Below are 14,541 nucleotides of genomic sequence, written 5' to 3'. Positions count from 1 at the left end.
CGCTGCGTGGTGCAGTGGTAGCGGGAGCGTGCCGTCCGAAATAGCTGAGCCCACCTATGGGGCTCAGTCGTGCGGATGCGTATTTATCAAAGCATTGCAAAGCAAAGATTTTTCGGAAATCCTACTGATCTGCGCCAATTTTTTAGTCATAGTTCACGGATCAAGTGATTTCTCAGGCAAAATTGATATTTTATTTTCCGGACATAGGAAATATTATGGGCATACATTAATTTGAGGTATGGGAAGACTTAGAAACAATGGGTCATCTTTTATTTCAGAAAAACTTATTTCAAAAAATTTAAAATTCGAGAACTTTTCCGGGAATTATTACAATATGAGAGTGTAAGGGTTCTACCGAGACGTCAAGGTGAGAGGAAAGGAATAGATAAGTGACAAAACAGGAATTTGACCGGTTTGTGTCCGAGAATGGAAAGGACATTCTCCGATTCTGCAGAATGAACACAGGGGGAACAGCAGAGGGAGACGATCTTTATCAGGACACAATGCTAAAGCTGTGGGAGCAGGCGAACCAATTGAATAAGAATGATTCTCTGAAAAGCTACGCACTTTCTGTTTCCATTCTTATGTGGAAAAACAAGAGAAGGAAATTTGCCTGGAGACGCAGGATCGCAGCGTTTGAAAGTTACGAAAAGCATATGGAGGACGCTGGGGACCGGATGGCAGGACGTCCGGCGGATAATCCGGAGGAAACATTTTTACAGAAGGAGATGACGGAGCTTGTACAGAGACAGGTGCAGGCATTGCCGGATAAATACCGTACCGTCATCTACCTGTATTATTCTGCAGGGCTTAAGATACGGGAGATCGCGGACTGTCTGCAGATTCCGGAAAACACAGTGAAAAGCAGGATGCGCAAGGCGAAGGACATTCTGAAAACAAAATTGGAGGTTGTTAAATATGAAGGATAAGGAATTAGATCAGATTTTACAACATGCCCTTACTCCAACCGTAAGTGATGAAGAAATAAAAGTCAATTATGAAATGGAGGGAAGACCTATGATGAAAAAGAAAAATTATTTTAAGCCTGCGGTTGCACTGGTAGCGTGTGCGGCACTTGTGGCAGGGATCGGCTTCGGAAATCTGCCGGACAGGATATTTGATAACATGTCCCATAAAACGGACACACCTGCGACGACAAAGGAAGCACAGAATACGGGGAGTGGCTTTGTGGTAAAGGTAAAGGCTGCCGAGACGAAGGAACTGAAACAGGGGGAGAAGCAGCTTATTGTATATCCGTCCGACTGTCAGGGAGAATCCTGGGCCGGTAATGATAAGGACAAGGTTGTCAGTTATGCTGTGGAAACGCCGTTAGTCTGTGAAGGAAAGAAAATGGACACGATCACCTATTCGGTTGATAAAGGATTTTTCCGCATTGTCACACCGAAGAAAATGTCTTATGTGATCGATGGAGAAGAATATAAGCCATCGGACAGATTTATTGAGAACTTCAATACGACCGGGAATCAGCCCGGTATGACGGAAAAGTATTATAAATCCTACACTGTTTCAGCAAAGGATCAGAACCGTAAGGGTGTCTCTGTAGAAATCTGTGACACGAAGAAGGTGTCCGATGAATTATATGACAATCTCTGGACCGAGGAGATAAATACGGGTGAGAAGGAGATGGCAGTTGTGGCGGAGACGAAGAACAAGATCATGAATGATCCGCAGATTACCTGCAAGGTTAACTACAAAGAAGATTCTACTGAGAAATCGGAGAGTATTAAAGTAGTTGTAAAGCACGAAGTGATAAGTTATAAAGCCGCTGCGGATATCTATCCGAGCCTGTCGGAAAAGTTTAATATCTTAGACGATGTAAAAAGAGTTTTCGTAACCTTTGAAAGAAGATAAGGGAAACAAAATGAAATTTCCCGAAATTTCCCGAAAACGCCAAAATATTTCTTGTAAATTTCCCGAAAACAATTTATAATATAGAAAATAAAAGAAATTGTTTGGGAAACGTGGAGAACAGGAACACTTTCTAAGAGAGCCGTCATGCGATGATGCGATATGGGTCATTGTATGGCGGCATTGATGAATGGGGGCGTGAGTATGGGACAGGATATTATTCGGGCGAAGGTGTTGGCGGATCAGTGGGGAATTACCCCGAGACGTGTGAATCAGTTATGTGCGGACGGTTCCCTGGAGGGAGCATATAAGGCGGGAAGATTCTGGATGATTCCGTCGGATGTTAAGAAGCCGGATTTCCTGCGGGAGAAGGCATCATATACAGTGCGCACACAGCAGCACGGCGACAGTCCGCTGCCATGCCCGGTGGGGATCACTTCCTATAAGGAGGTGGTCAGCGAGTGCTATTATGTAGACAAGACCCTGCTGCTGCGCCAGATGATCGATGACCACAGCAAGGTCTTTTTGTTTACAAGACCACGACGTTTCGGCAAGACGCTGATGATGGACATGGTACGGACGTTTTTTGAGCGGAGCACAGAGGATACCTCTGTTTATTTCACGGACAAGAAGATATGGTTCTGTGGAGAGAAGTACCGGAAGCTTCAGGGAAAGTATCCGGTGATATTTCTTTCCTTTAAGGATGCGCATCAGACGAGCTGGGAGGCGATGTATAAGAGCCTTTGCTTTACGCTGCGCGAGGAGTTTGTGCGTCACAGAGAGCTTTTGGAGTCGGATGCACTGAACGAGTACGACAGGCGCTTCTTTCAGAACATTACAGAGGATAAGGCGGAGATCACGGATTATCAGTATGCGCTCGGCAAGCTTTCTGCGATGCTGACGACATGTTATCAGAGCAAGACGATCATTATCATTGATGAGTATGACACGCCGATCCAGCAGGGGCATCTGCATCATTACTACGATGAGGTGATCGGCTTTATGCGCAATCTCTTATCCTCTGCATTAAAGGATAATGAGAACCTTGAGTTTGGTATTCTGACAGGTATCCTTCGGATCGCCAAGGAGAGTTTGTTTAGCGGACTGAATAATCTGGTTGTCAATACGATCCTTGATGATAAGTATGCGGAGTATTTCGGGTTTACCGGACAAGAGGCGGCACAGATGGCGGCTTATTACGGGGTGCCGGAGAAGCTGGAGCAGATCCGTGAGTGGTATGACGGCTATGTGTTTGGTGAGACGGAGGTGTACAATCCGTGGTCTGTGATCAACTACTTTAATAATAACTGTAAGCCGAAGGCGTTCTGGTCACGGACGAGCGGCAATGAGATCATTGGCGAGCTGATCCGCGGAGCCGGAAAGGAGCTGTATCAGAATTTGTCTCTGCTTCTGCAGGGGGAGGAGATACAGGCGATCATTGACACGGACATTATTTATCCGGAGGTCAACAGTGATCCGGATATTATCTGCAGCTTCCTGCTGGTGGCGGGATATCTGCGCGTGACCTCGGTGATCAGTGAGTGGAATGACAATCCGATCTGCTCGCTTGCGATTCCGAACCGGGAGATCAAGAGCGTGTTCATGAAGGAGATCCTCGACAGTTACAACCAGCTGTTCAGCGGATCGATCCTGCGAAACTTCGAGGTGGCACTGCGAACCGGCGATACGGCGCTTTTTACCGATACGCTGCAGACCTATCTGATGCAGTCTGCCAGCACCTTTGACACGGCGAGCGAGAACTTTTATCCCGGTACGGTGTTTGGGATGCTTGCGATCCTGTCGGACCGGTATTATATTTCTTCGAACCGGGAGTCCGGGGAGGGGCGGTTTGATGTACAGCTTGAGCCGCGGGACAGAACGCAGATGGGCTATATCATCGAGTTTAAGGCAGGTAAGGAGCTTTCCGAGCAGGCACTTTCTGACACTGCGGGGAAGGCGGTCAGCCAGATCAGGGAGAAGCAGTACAGCACAGAGATGGAGTATCGTGGCATCACGAAGATCGGATTCTTCGGGATTGCGTTTTGCGGCAAGAAGGTAGCCTGTGCCTATGAAGAGAGAAAGGAAGGTTGATTTATTATGAAAATTGTGATTTTAGATGGCTATACAAGCAATCCGGGTGATTTAAACTGGGATAAGCTTAAGATACTTGGAGATCTGACCGTATATGAGTACACAAAGAATCAGACGGAGGATGTCGTGGAACGTCTGCAGGATTGTGAGATTGCGCTGACCAATAAAACGGTCATTACGAAGGAGATCATGGAGGTCTGTCCGAAGCTTCGTTATATCGGCGTGCTTGCGACCGGCTACAATGTCGTTGATATGAAAGCAGCCGCAGAGCGCGGGATCACGGTTACCAATGTGCCGGGCTACAGCACACAGGCAGTGGCACAGCAGGCATTTGCGCTGCTTCTGGAAATCTGTTCCCATGTGGCGCACCACAGCAGTGAGGTGCACAGTGGCAGATGGAGCAGAGGACGGGATTTCTGTTTCTGGGATTATCCGCTGGTGGAGTTGGATCACAAGACGGCGGGCATCATTGGTTTTGGTCAGACCGGCAAGGCGATCGGGCGTGTGGCGAAGGCATTTGGCATGCGGGTCATCACCTGCGGTTCGCATGCGACGGAGGAAGGGAAAGCCATCGGAGAGTATGTGGCGAGAGAACAGCTTCTGCGGGAGTCGGACGTGATCTTTCTTGCGTGTCCGCTCAATGAGGAGACAAAGGATCTGATCTGTGCGGAGACGATCGCGCAGATGAAGGATGGCGTGATCCTGATCAATACGAGCCGTGGCGGTACGATCGTGGAGAAGGATCTGGCGCAGGCGTTAAAGAGCGGGAAGATTTACGGTGCGGGTGTGGACGTCGTATCTGTGGAACCGGCACAGCCGGATAATCCGCTGCTTTCCTGCGATAATTGTGTGATCACACCGCATATTGCATGGGCGACGAAGGAGGCGAGAGGACGTCTGATCGATATTGCGTCGGAGAATGTACGCAGCTTTCTTGATGGGGCGCCGGTAAATGTGGTGGCGTAATTGGATAAGATATGTTATACTCATAAACATAGATGCGAAGAGGCACATTTCTGATATGGAATGTGCCTCTTTTCGTATATAAGAAATCTGTATGGAACGGAGGGATATTATGGCGGAGACGATTTATAACTCAACCCCGGCGAGAGATGGTTTTCATATGCCGGCAGAATTCGAACCGCAGGAACGTGTCTGGATGCTTTGGCCACAGCGACCGGACAACTGGAGGGATGGGGCAAAGCCGGCACAGGAGGCGTATACAGAGGTGGCAAAGGCGATCAGTCGATTTGTGCCGGTGACAATGTGTGTGAATGGAGATCAGTATCAAAACGCCAGAGAGAAGCTGCCGTCCGATATTCAGGTGGTGGAGATGTCCGGCAATGATGCATGGATGCGGGATATGGGGCCTGCTTTTGTGGTGAACGAAGAAGGCTTGCTGCGGGGCTGTGACTGGAGGTTTAATGCGTGGGGAGGTTTTGTAGATGGTCTTTATTTTCCGTGGGATAAAGATGATCAGATTGCCGGAAAGGTTTGTGAGATGATCGGTGCAGACTATTACCGCCTGCCGGATTTTGTGCTGGAGGGAGGCTCTTTTCATGTGGACGGGGAAGGGACGGTACTCACAACGAAAATGTGTCTTTTGAGCAGAGGACGCAATCCGCATATGACGCAGGAGCAGATTGCGGAAACGCTGTGTGATTATCTGGGGGCAGACAAAGTGCTGTGGCTTTCGGACGGCATTGACCCGGAGGAAACGAATGGTCATGTGGACGATGTAGCTTGCTTTGTGCGCCCGGGCGAGGTGGCATGTATTTATACGGAGGATGAGTCCTCTCCGTTTTATGAGACGGCACAGCAATGTTACCGGGAGCTTTGCGGGATGACGGACGCCAAAGAAAGGAAACTGAAGGTGCACCGGGTCTGCTGTCCGAAAGAACCGGTGCAGATCGGCGATGATTTCCGGATCGATCATATGCCGGGCACGATTCCGCGTGAACAGGGCGAGCTTTGCATTGCTTCGTATCTGAATTTTCTGATCACAAACGGTGCGGTGATCGTGCCACAGTATGGAGATGAAAATGATGCGCTGGCATTGGAACAGATACAGGAGATCTTTCCGGAGAGAGAGGTTATTGGCGTATATACGCGCGAGATCGTATATGGCGGTGGCAATATTCACTGCATTACGATGCAACAGCCGAAGTGCAGGTGAAATCTATGTGGTGACAAGGAGGTTTTAACAATGAGAAATGTAACAGTAGCGGCAACGCAGATGGCATGTACATGGGATCGTGAGGAGACGCTGGAGCGGGCAGCAGGTCTTGTTGAGGAGGCGGCACAGAAGGGCGCCAACATTGTTCTGTTGCAGGAGCTTTTTGAGACACCGTACTTTTGTCAGCAGGAGCGTACGGAATATCTGAAGCTTGCAACCACAGTGGAAGAAAATCCGGCGATTGCATATTTTCAGAAAATGGCAAAGCAGAAGGAGCTTGTCATTCCGGTGAGCTTTTACGAAAAGGCGGGCAACACCGCATTCAACAGCGTGGCAGTGATCGATGCGGACGGAAGCATTCCGGGCGTTTACCGCAAAACGCATATTCCGCATTCCTTATTATATGAAGAGAAATTCTATTTCACGCCGGGAGACACAGGCTTTCGTGCCTGGAAAACGCAGTTTGGCACGATCGGCGTAGGCATCTGCTGGGATCAGTGGTTCCCGGAGACAGCAAGAGGGATGGCACTGCAGGGCGCGGAAATTCTGATGTATCCGACAGCGATCGGCAGTGAGGCGGTGGAGACGATTGATTCCATGCCGCATTGGAGACGATGCATGCAGGGACACGCGGCGGTAAATATCATGCCGGTCATCGCATCAAACCGCATTGGCACGGAGACCGACGAGACGAGTATGACCTTCTATGGATCCTCGTTTATCACGGATCACACCGGTCAGATTCTGCAGGGGGCGGATCGGGAAAGTCAGACGGTTCTTGTGCAGAGCTTTGATCTGGATGAGATTGAGGAGTACCGCAGATCCTGGGGGGTGTGGAGAGACAGACGACCGGAAATGTATGGGATACTGACAACGCACGGCAGGTAGAAGGAATTTTGCTTTTTTAAAGGTTATATGCTACAATATGGCGATAGTTAGATACGACTAACTATCGCCATGTTTTTGTTTTTGCATATAGATAAAGATAAGATAGAATCAATATGTGATATTTTGTCTGAAACCCTGCAGATTCTATATTTGCAGGAACACAGAAAGGAGACAAGAATGTCTGAACTGATTACACTTAGCATTCCGTTTCTGGGGACATCTCTTGGGGCGGCGATGGTATTTTTCATGAAGGATAAGATTGCACCGCAAATTGAGAAGCTGTTGCTTGGATTTGCGGCGGGAGTGATGATCGCCGCTTCTGTATGGTCTTTGCTGATCCCGGCGATCGAGATGACAGAGGCACAGGGGAAGCTTGCGTGGCTGCCGGCGGTGACAGGATTTTTGCTCGGCATTGGTTTTCTGCTTGTGTTAGATACGGTGATACCACATCTTCATTTGAAAAGCAGTGAGCCGGAGGGGCTTCACGCCGGACAGCCGCGCCTGTCCAAAACGACGATGATGCTTTTTGCGGTGACGCTGCATAATATCCCGGAGGGAATGTCGGTCGGGGTTGCGTATGCGGGCAGTATGATGAAGGGGGCGGGGATCACGGTGGCGGGAGCGTTTGCTCTGGCGCTTGGTATTGCGATCCAGAATTTTCCGGAGGGGGCGATCATTTCGCTGCCACTTTGCGGAGAGGGGATGAGTCGCAGGAAAGCCTTTGTGTGCGGTGTGTTGTCCGGGATTGTGGAGCCTGTGGGTGGCTTTATCACAATTCTGATCGCGGGGGCGATCTCTCCGGTGCTTCCGTATCTTCTGGCATTTGCAGCGGGAGCCATGATGTATGTGGTGATCGAAGAACTGATTCCGGAATGTCAGGACGGGGTACACAGCAACATCGGAACTATTGGGGCGGCGCTGGGGTTTGCTCTGATGATGGTGCTTGATGTGGCACTGGGGTGAAGTCCGGGGTGATACAGATGATATTTCGCATGAAATCGGTGTGCTGAAAGGGATAATTTACTCCATACTAGCCGTTTGATTAGTTGACTTATTATATAAATGTTGTTATATTTGATGTAAAATACACCTTATTTTGCATAAACGCAGGAGAAGGCGTTTGAAAATGCCGTGTATTTTCGGAGAGTTAAAGGAAAAAGTATGAAAATTGAAACAAGAATGGAGGAATGTGTATGAAAGGAATGAGAAAACGTCACCGGAAGAGGCTGACAGCGGTTGTTACTGCCGTTGCACTGATCTGCACAAGCGGTGTGCTGCCGGAGAATATGGCTTATGCAGCGGAGCAGACAGAAGAAGGTGTTGCAATTGATAAGGAGAATTTTCCGGATGAGAACCTGCGAAATTATCTCAAAGAAAGTGGATTTGATAAGAACGATGACGGTTATTTTTCACAAAGTGAGCTGGATGCCGTTGAAGAAATGGAAGCAATATATAATAAACTGGAAAATCTGAAGGGGCTTGAGTATTTCCGGAATCTGAAGTCTTTGGATATCCGATTGAATAATATCAGCGGAGAACTGGATTTGCAGATGTTCCCTAATCTGACCAGTGTTTATTGTGATGATAATGAGATTACATCTATCCGGTTTGGAGAGGACTGTAAGCTGGAATTGATAGAATGTAATTACAATCAGATCGAAGTGTTGGATGTGAGTGGATTGGATCACCTGGACCAGCTTAACTGTACGGGCAATCCGCTCAAGGTATTAAAATTTAATGAGAAATGGACTTCTATCAGATTGTACTGCGATGAATGCAGTCTTACAAGCCTGAAATTCCCGGAAAGCCTGGACGCATCTGAAACTCAGATTAACTGTGAGAATAATGTTACCTATTTAACACAGAAAAATATTGACTTTCTGGATCCGGAAATGTTTCCGGATTTTGATACCGGAAAGATTCAGAAGGTCGTGAAGCTGACAAAAGAACAGGCAGAAGCCGGAAAGAGCGGAACGGATATTTTTGATGAGTTGAAAGGCTCCGATTATAAGCTGACGGATCTGCAGCTTGGGGATCGGATCATTTATACCTATGACTGTGGAATAGGTATGAGCTTTGATTTTACCGTGCGTGTCGGATATTCTGAGGAGATGTTTCCTCCGAACAGACCGGATGGAATACAATATGTTGAGTACACCGTCAGCACTGTGGGAGAAGTACCACTTCCGGAAGGATGGAAATGGAAGGATGAAGATGCAGATCTTGTACTTCCGTTTGGAAACTGGTATGAAGCCACCGCAGAATATGTGGGTGACAATGCAGAGTATTATGCGAACATATATCAGGATGTAGAGATATGGAAAGATTACTGTCAGCATCCTAATGATATGCGGGAGCTTAAGGATGAGCAGAAGGCAGACTGCACGCAGTCTGGATATACCGGAGATTATTACTGCGGTGTGTGCGGGAATCTTCTGTATAAAGGTGAGTATATTCCGATACAGCACCGGCTTGAACTGGTCGAAGAGAAGGAAGCCACTCAGACTGAGCCGGGCAATATACAGTATTTTGTCTGCTCTGCCTGTGGAAAGCTTTTCTTAGATGAGGACGGATATCATGAGGTGGGGATAGAGGATGTGACAATCCCTGTTCTGGAACCGGATCCGACCGATGAGCCGGTGCCGGCTCCGAGTGAGGATCCAACCGCAGAACCAACGAAGGAGCCGAATCCGACGGAGGCGCCCCTGCCAACGCCGGGAGTAAGTGAGACACCGGTGCCAACCGAGGAACCAACCCCGGTGCCAACGGAAGAGCCAACGACAGCACCGAGTGCAGAGCCGACCCGTGAACCGGAGATTACGCCGGAGCCGACGACAGCCCCGGCACCATCGGAGGAACCAACGACGACACCGATGCCAAGTGAAGAGCCAACGACAGCACCGATGCCAAGTGAGGATCCGACAGTGGCACCAACCGCAGAACCAACGGAGGAGCCGAAGCCAACTGAGGCACCCCTGCCAACGCCGGGAGTAAGTGAGACACCGATGCCAACCGAAGAGCCAACCCCGGTACCAACGGAGGAGCCGACAACCATGCCGAGCGAAGAGCCGACCATGGCGCCGGCACCGACAGAGGCGCCAACAGCAGAGCCGACCCGTGAACCGGAAATCACACCGAATCCGGTAGACCCAACGGTGGCACCGGCACCGACCGAGGCGCCAACAATGGAGCCGACCCGTGAGCCAGCGAAAACCGCTGCACCGATAGAGCCAACGAAGGAGCCGGTACCGACAGATGCGCCGGTACCGACCGAAGTGCCAACGCAGAAACCGGAAGTGCCGGAGATCACACCGGAGCCGACAGTCCCGGCAGTTCCGACGGTTGTACCACCTGTCCGGACACCTGTTCCGACACAGACGGTACAGGCAACACAAACTCCTGCGACACCGGCACCGACCCCTGTTTCAACTCCGAAGACGAATCGGAAGAAGCCGGCAAGGGTTGGCAAGATCATTACCTCTTCTGCAGGCTACCGTTTCAAGGTGACAAGCAGCAAAGTGAAAAATCCAGAGGTTGCACTGTATCGTCCGGGTTCCGGACGTAAGGAAGTAAAGATTGGTACGAAGGTAACGATTAATGGAATTAGTTATTCCGTTACTTCGGTTTGCGAGCGGGCATTCCGCAGCAACAAGAGAGTGAAAAAGGTATCTCTGGGTTCCAGAGTTGATAAGATTGGAAAAGAAGCATTTGCAAACTGCAGAAATATCAAAGTTCTTTATATTTATTCTCCAAGACTGAAAGCATCAGATATTGGAGAGAACGCATTTAAGGGCATCAATAAAAGGGTTAAGATTTCCGTCCCAAAGGCGAAAATGAAGGAGTATAAGGAGCTGTTCCGCGAGAAAGGATTAAGCAAGCAGACGTCCGTGACGACCGGAAAAGTGCAATAACATTTTCGGGATGTCATTACAAAGTGTTATGGAAGTAATAAAAAAGTATATCTTTACAAATGATAAAACCTTGTCTATAATAGGTGCATAATTTCAATTGGATTGAAACAGGCGATGGAGCTTATAAAAGTAAGCACGTCGTCTGTTTTTTTCTTTACATACATTGAAATTAATCGTAGCCGGAGGAGAAGACATCGTATAGAAGGGAGACATGACTATGAAAACATTAAAAAGAGTAAAGAGAAGAGCAATTTCGGTATTGATGACAGGTGCACTGGTAGCGACAATGCTTACCGGATGCGGAAGTAGTTCAGATGCAGGAAGTTCATCCGGGGCAGGCAGCAGTTCTGAGGCGGGAGGTACAACTGATCTGAGTAAGGTTGAATTAACCGTTGGAACATCAGGAACATACGCACCGTTTTCTTATTTTAAGGAGGATGGAAAGACACTGCAGGGTTTTGATGTGGAATTGTTGAAAGCATTGCAGGATAAGCTTGGATTTAAAATTAAAAATGATACGATTCAGGATATGGATTATGGTCCGCTGACAACGTCACTGACGCAGGGACAGATCGATCTCGGTGCCGCAGCACTCTGTGCGACTGATGAACGAAAAGAAGTCATGAACTTCTCGGATATTTATTATGACGCAGGTATCATTGTTGCAGTTGGTAAGGATAACAACGACATCAAGTCTGTGGATGACCTGACAGATGGCAAGTATAAGGTAGCAGTCCAGACCGGAACGATCGCTTACGAATATGCAACATCAAAGCTTCCGGAGAAATGTCTGCAGAACTTTGATTCTCAGGCGTTAGCATATAAGGCAGTCGAGGGTGGTCAGGCAGATGCGACGATCTACGATGCACCGGGTACCTCTTATTCAATTAAGACCGGTGAGGTAAAGCTTAAGATTGTCGGTGATGAGTTCTACAATGGTCAGGCACCATACGCACTTGCATTCTCCTTTGATATCTGCAAGAAATATCCGGATATCATTGAGCAGTTCAATAAGGCAATTAAGGAGCTGCAGGATGACGGTACGATCGATAAGCTGAAGAAGGATTGGTGCGAATAAGGTGAAAAGTACTTCTAAGACTGCAAAAAATTTGCAGTCAAGAAGTACTACAGTTTCACTTTTGAAAAAGCTTCGCTTTTTCGCATAGAAATTTGCAGTCAGGAAGTACTACAGTTTCACCTTTGAAAAAGCTTCGCTTTTTTGCATAGACCAATATATTATCTTTTTCGTAAATACACATTGCCGGGGCGCTTGAAGGTGCCCCGGATTTCATAAGGAGGCAGGACATGGGGATTGATCTTGAATTATTACAGGCCATTGGTCCGATGCTGTTTCGTGGTTTGAAGGTCACCATGGAGATTGCGGTGATCGGTATACTGTTTGGCTTTGTCCTTGGTTCTCTTTGCGGATATGCTCTGCAGAGCCGCAATAAGATTGCAAAAGGAATTGCCAATATTTATGTATGGATCATGCGTGGTACCCCGATCGTGGTGCAGGCATTGTATGTATATTTTGTGGTGCCGGAGATCATCGGACTGATCAAGGGGGAGAGAGTGGTGCTGGATCCGACATTGGCCGGTATCCTTGTTATCACATTAAATGCAGGTGCATTTATATCACAGCTTGTGCGGGGAGCACTGGACAGCGTGGATATTGGACAGAAGGAAGCGGGAGCGTCGCTTGGCTTAAATCCGATGCAGATTATGATACATATTATAATTCCACCGGCATTTCGTTCTATTATCCCGAGTTTGTTTAACCAGTTTATTATTTCCGTAAAGGACACGGCACTTCTGTCCATGATTTCGGTCAATGAAATTACAAGACAGACGCAGAATTATGTTATGAGAACCTACAAAACGATTCCGGGATATACCGTGTGTGCCATTTTCTATCTGGTACTTTTGTCTGTCCTGATGATCGTACAGAAGATGGTTGAAAAGCGGATTGCCAATAAATAGGAGGTGCCATATGGGAAATACAATGATAAAGGTAAACCATCTGTCGAAGGCATTTGGTGATCTGGAGGTCCTGCGGGACATTAATATGGAGGTCAGCGAGGGAGAGGTTGTCTGTATCATCGGACCGTCCGGCTCAGGAAAAAGTACATTCCTGCGCTGCATCAATCAGTTAGAAACACCCACCTCGGGAGAAGTTCTTTATAAAGGGGAAAATATCTGCGATTCAAAGGCAGATATCCGGAAGTTCCGGGAGGAAGTGGGAATGGTGTTTCAGCGGTTTAATCTGTTTCCGCTCAAGACGGTACTCGGAAACGTGACGATGGCTCCGGTTCTGACAAAGCATCGCAACAAAGCCGAGGCAAAGGAAATCGGTATGGAGCTTCTGAAAAAAGTTGGTCTTGAGAGCAAGGCACATGTGATGCCGTCAACCTTATCCGGTGGTCAGCAGCAGCGTGTGGCGATCGCCAGAGCACTAGCTATGGAGCCGGCAGCGCTGTTATTTGATGAGCCGACATCGGCACTGGATCCGGAGCTTGTCGGAGAAGTGTTAAATGTTATGAAGGATCTGGCAAAGGAAGGAATGACTATGATCGTCGTTACGCATGAGATGGCATTTGCAAGGGATGTGGCAGACCGCGTCATCTTTATGGCAGACGGATATGTCGTGGAGGAAGGTCCGGCGAAGGAGGTTATGGAGAATCCGAAGGAAGAGCGTACGAAAGCATTCCTGTCCAGATTCTTAAATCAGTAGTGTCCGATAAAAAGGACAGTGACACCGATAATGCCATATGTCCGATAAACAGGATAGAGACACCGATAATGCCATATGTCCGGTAAACAGGATAGAGACACCGATAATGCCATATGTCCAATAAATAGGACAGAGACACCAATAATGCCATATGTCCGATAAATAGGACAGACACGATAATACGAAACCAGGGCGTTTGCACCAGTGCCGCGGTGCAGACAGAAAAGAAGCCGGATTCGGCGGCACAGAATCGAGGGAGACTATGAAGAAATTTGTCGTAACGATCACAAGAGAATTTGGAAGCATGGGACGTCCGATCGCAAAACGGTTGTCAGAGCTGCTTCATGTGGAGTATTATGATAGAGATATTGTCGAGGCGGCATCACAGAAGCTGGATCTGCCGGTTTCCGTCATTAGTAATGAGGAGGAAAAGGACACTTCCGGATTTTTTGAAATGCTGTTTCCGCTCGGAACAGAATCTGCAGACCGTCAGACAAGGATCTTTCAGGCACAGAGTGGCATCATCACGGCACTTGCGGCGAAGGAATCCTGTATTATCGTAGGACGCTGTTCCGATTATGTCCTGCGCGATGAGCCGAATGCATTTCATGTGTTTGTCTACGCATCTTATAAGGACCGTCTTGCCAACTGTACAGGACCTCTCGGTATGAAGGAAGAGGAAGCCAAGAAGATGATCACGGAGGTCGATAAAGCGAGAAACCGTTATCACAAAAGATATGCGAAGTTTAGTTCGTCCGATCCGGCGCACAAGCATTTGATCATCAACAGCGGACTGCTGGGAGTGGAACAGACTGCGCAGATTCTTGCGGAGATCGTACAGATGCGGTTTAAGGATGATGAACCGGACGCATAGC

General features: G+C 48.2%; 13 protein-coding genes. All 13 read left to right on the top strand.

Annotated elements, in window-relative coordinates; all coding sequences use genetic code 11:
- Positions 1 to 235 (top strand): hypothetical protein (locus DXA20_RS16505; protein ID WP_207664223.1); only part of this gene is annotated, 235 nt, incomplete at its 5' end.
- 154 nt (positions 236 to 389) lie between these two features.
- Entirely contained in the window at positions 390 to 929 is a 540-nt protein-coding gene (locus DXA20_RS11520) for an RNA polymerase sigma factor (RefSeq protein ID WP_118560922.1), read from the top strand.
- On the top strand, positions 919 to 1,872 hold the full coding sequence (locus tag DXA20_RS11515; RefSeq protein ID WP_118560920.1) for a hypothetical protein: 954 nt from the start codon (positions 919 to 921) through the stop codon (positions 1,870 to 1,872). Before DXA20_RS11520 ends, DXA20_RS11515 begins: the two co-directional genes overlap by 11 nt.
- Positions 1,873 to 2,073: 201 nt before the next feature.
- Positions 2,074 to 3,960, top strand: coding sequence for an AAA family ATPase (locus DXA20_RS11510; protein ID WP_118560942.1), 1,887 nt, complete (start codon positions 2,074 to 2,076; stop codon positions 3,958 to 3,960).
- 6 nt (positions 3,961 to 3,966) lie between these two features.
- On the top strand, positions 3,967 to 4,926 hold the full coding sequence (locus tag DXA20_RS11505; protein ID WP_118560918.1) for a D-2-hydroxyacid dehydrogenase: 960 nt from the start codon (positions 3,967 to 3,969) through the stop codon (positions 4,924 to 4,926).
- Between the two features lie 109 nt (positions 4,927 to 5,035).
- Positions 5,036 to 6,136 carry an agmatine deiminase gene (gene aguA, locus DXA20_RS11500; RefSeq protein ID WP_022305402.1) on the top strand — a complete coding sequence of 367 codons (1,101 nt, stop codon included), beginning with the start codon at positions 5,036 to 5,038 and terminating at the stop codon, positions 6,134 to 6,136.
- A gap of 30 nt (positions 6,137 to 6,166) precedes the next feature.
- Positions 6,167 to 7,024 (top strand): N-carbamoylputrescine amidase, encoded by an 858-nt coding sequence (gene aguB, locus DXA20_RS11495; RefSeq protein ID WP_118560916.1) that lies wholly within the window; start codon positions 6,167 to 6,169, stop codon positions 7,022 to 7,024.
- A 177-nt stretch (positions 7,025 to 7,201) separates the two neighbouring features.
- A complete protein-coding gene (locus DXA20_RS11490) occupies positions 7,202 to 7,987 on the top strand; it encodes a ZIP family metal transporter (protein WP_118560914.1) in 786 nt (261 codons plus the stop codon).
- Positions 7,988 to 8,217: 230 nt separating this feature from the next.
- Positions 8,218 to 10,935 (top strand): leucine-rich repeat protein, encoded by a 2,718-nt coding sequence (locus DXA20_RS11485; protein ID WP_158577221.1) that lies wholly within the window; start codon positions 8,218 to 8,220, stop codon positions 10,933 to 10,935.
- Between the two features lie 217 nt (positions 10,936 to 11,152).
- A complete protein-coding gene (locus DXA20_RS11480) occupies positions 11,153 to 12,013 on the top strand; it encodes a transporter substrate-binding domain-containing protein (RefSeq protein WP_118560910.1) in 861 nt (286 codons plus the stop codon).
- A gap of 227 nt (positions 12,014 to 12,240) precedes the next feature.
- The gene (locus DXA20_RS11475; protein ID WP_243100639.1) at positions 12,241 to 12,915 is read left to right on the top strand and encodes an amino acid ABC transporter permease; all 675 of its coding nucleotides are present in this window, start codon (positions 12,241 to 12,243) and stop codon (positions 12,913 to 12,915) included.
- A 10-nt stretch (positions 12,916 to 12,925) separates the two neighbouring features.
- Entirely contained in the window at positions 12,926 to 13,666 is a 741-nt protein-coding gene (locus tag DXA20_RS11470) for an amino acid ABC transporter ATP-binding protein (RefSeq protein WP_022306708.1), read from the top strand.
- 262 nt (positions 13,667 to 13,928) lie between these two features.
- Entirely contained in the window at positions 13,929 to 14,540 is a 612-nt protein-coding gene (locus DXA20_RS11465) for a cytidylate kinase-like family protein (protein WP_118560908.1), read from the top strand.
- Position 14,541: the final 1 nt, after the last annotated feature.

Origin of the sequence: Roseburia sp. AM59-24XD, from assembly GCF_003478445.1 — a bacterium.
Taxonomy (GTDB): Bacteria; Bacillota; Clostridia; order Lachnospirales; family Lachnospiraceae; genus Jutongia.
This window is presented reverse-complemented; position numbering and strand designations above follow the sequence as displayed.

Coding starts and splice junctions, on each gene's coding strand:
- DXA20_RS11515 (WP_118560920.1), top strand. CDS start 919: ATGAAGGATAAGGAATTAGATCAGATTTTACAACATGCCCTTACTCCA.
- DXA20_RS11510 (WP_118560942.1), top strand. CDS start 2,074: ATGGGACAGGATATTATTCGGGCGAAGGTGTTGGCGGATCAGTGGGGA.
- DXA20_RS11505 (WP_118560918.1), top strand. CDS start 3,967: ATGAAAATTGTGATTTTAGATGGCTATACAAGCAATCCGGGTGATTTA.
- aguA (WP_022305402.1), top strand. CDS start 5,036: ATGGCGGAGACGATTTATAACTCAACCCCGGCGAGAGATGGTTTTCAT.
- aguB (WP_118560916.1), top strand. CDS start 6,167: ATGAGAAATGTAACAGTAGCGGCAACGCAGATGGCATGTACATGGGAT.
- DXA20_RS11490 (WP_118560914.1), top strand. CDS start 7,202: ATGTCTGAACTGATTACACTTAGCATTCCGTTTCTGGGGACATCTCTT.
- DXA20_RS11485 (WP_158577221.1), top strand. CDS start 8,218: ATGAAAGGAATGAGAAAACGTCACCGGAAGAGGCTGACAGCGGTTGTT.
- DXA20_RS11480 (WP_118560910.1), top strand. CDS start 11,153: ATGAAAACATTAAAAAGAGTAAAGAGAAGAGCAATTTCGGTATTGATG.
- DXA20_RS11475 (WP_243100639.1), top strand. CDS start 12,241: ATGGGGATTGATCTTGAATTATTACAGGCCATTGGTCCGATGCTGTTT.
- DXA20_RS11470 (WP_022306708.1), top strand. CDS start 12,926: ATGGGAAATACAATGATAAAGGTAAACCATCTGTCGAAGGCATTTGGT.
- DXA20_RS11465 (WP_118560908.1), top strand. CDS start 13,929: ATGAAGAAATTTGTCGTAACGATCACAAGAGAATTTGGAAGCATGGGA.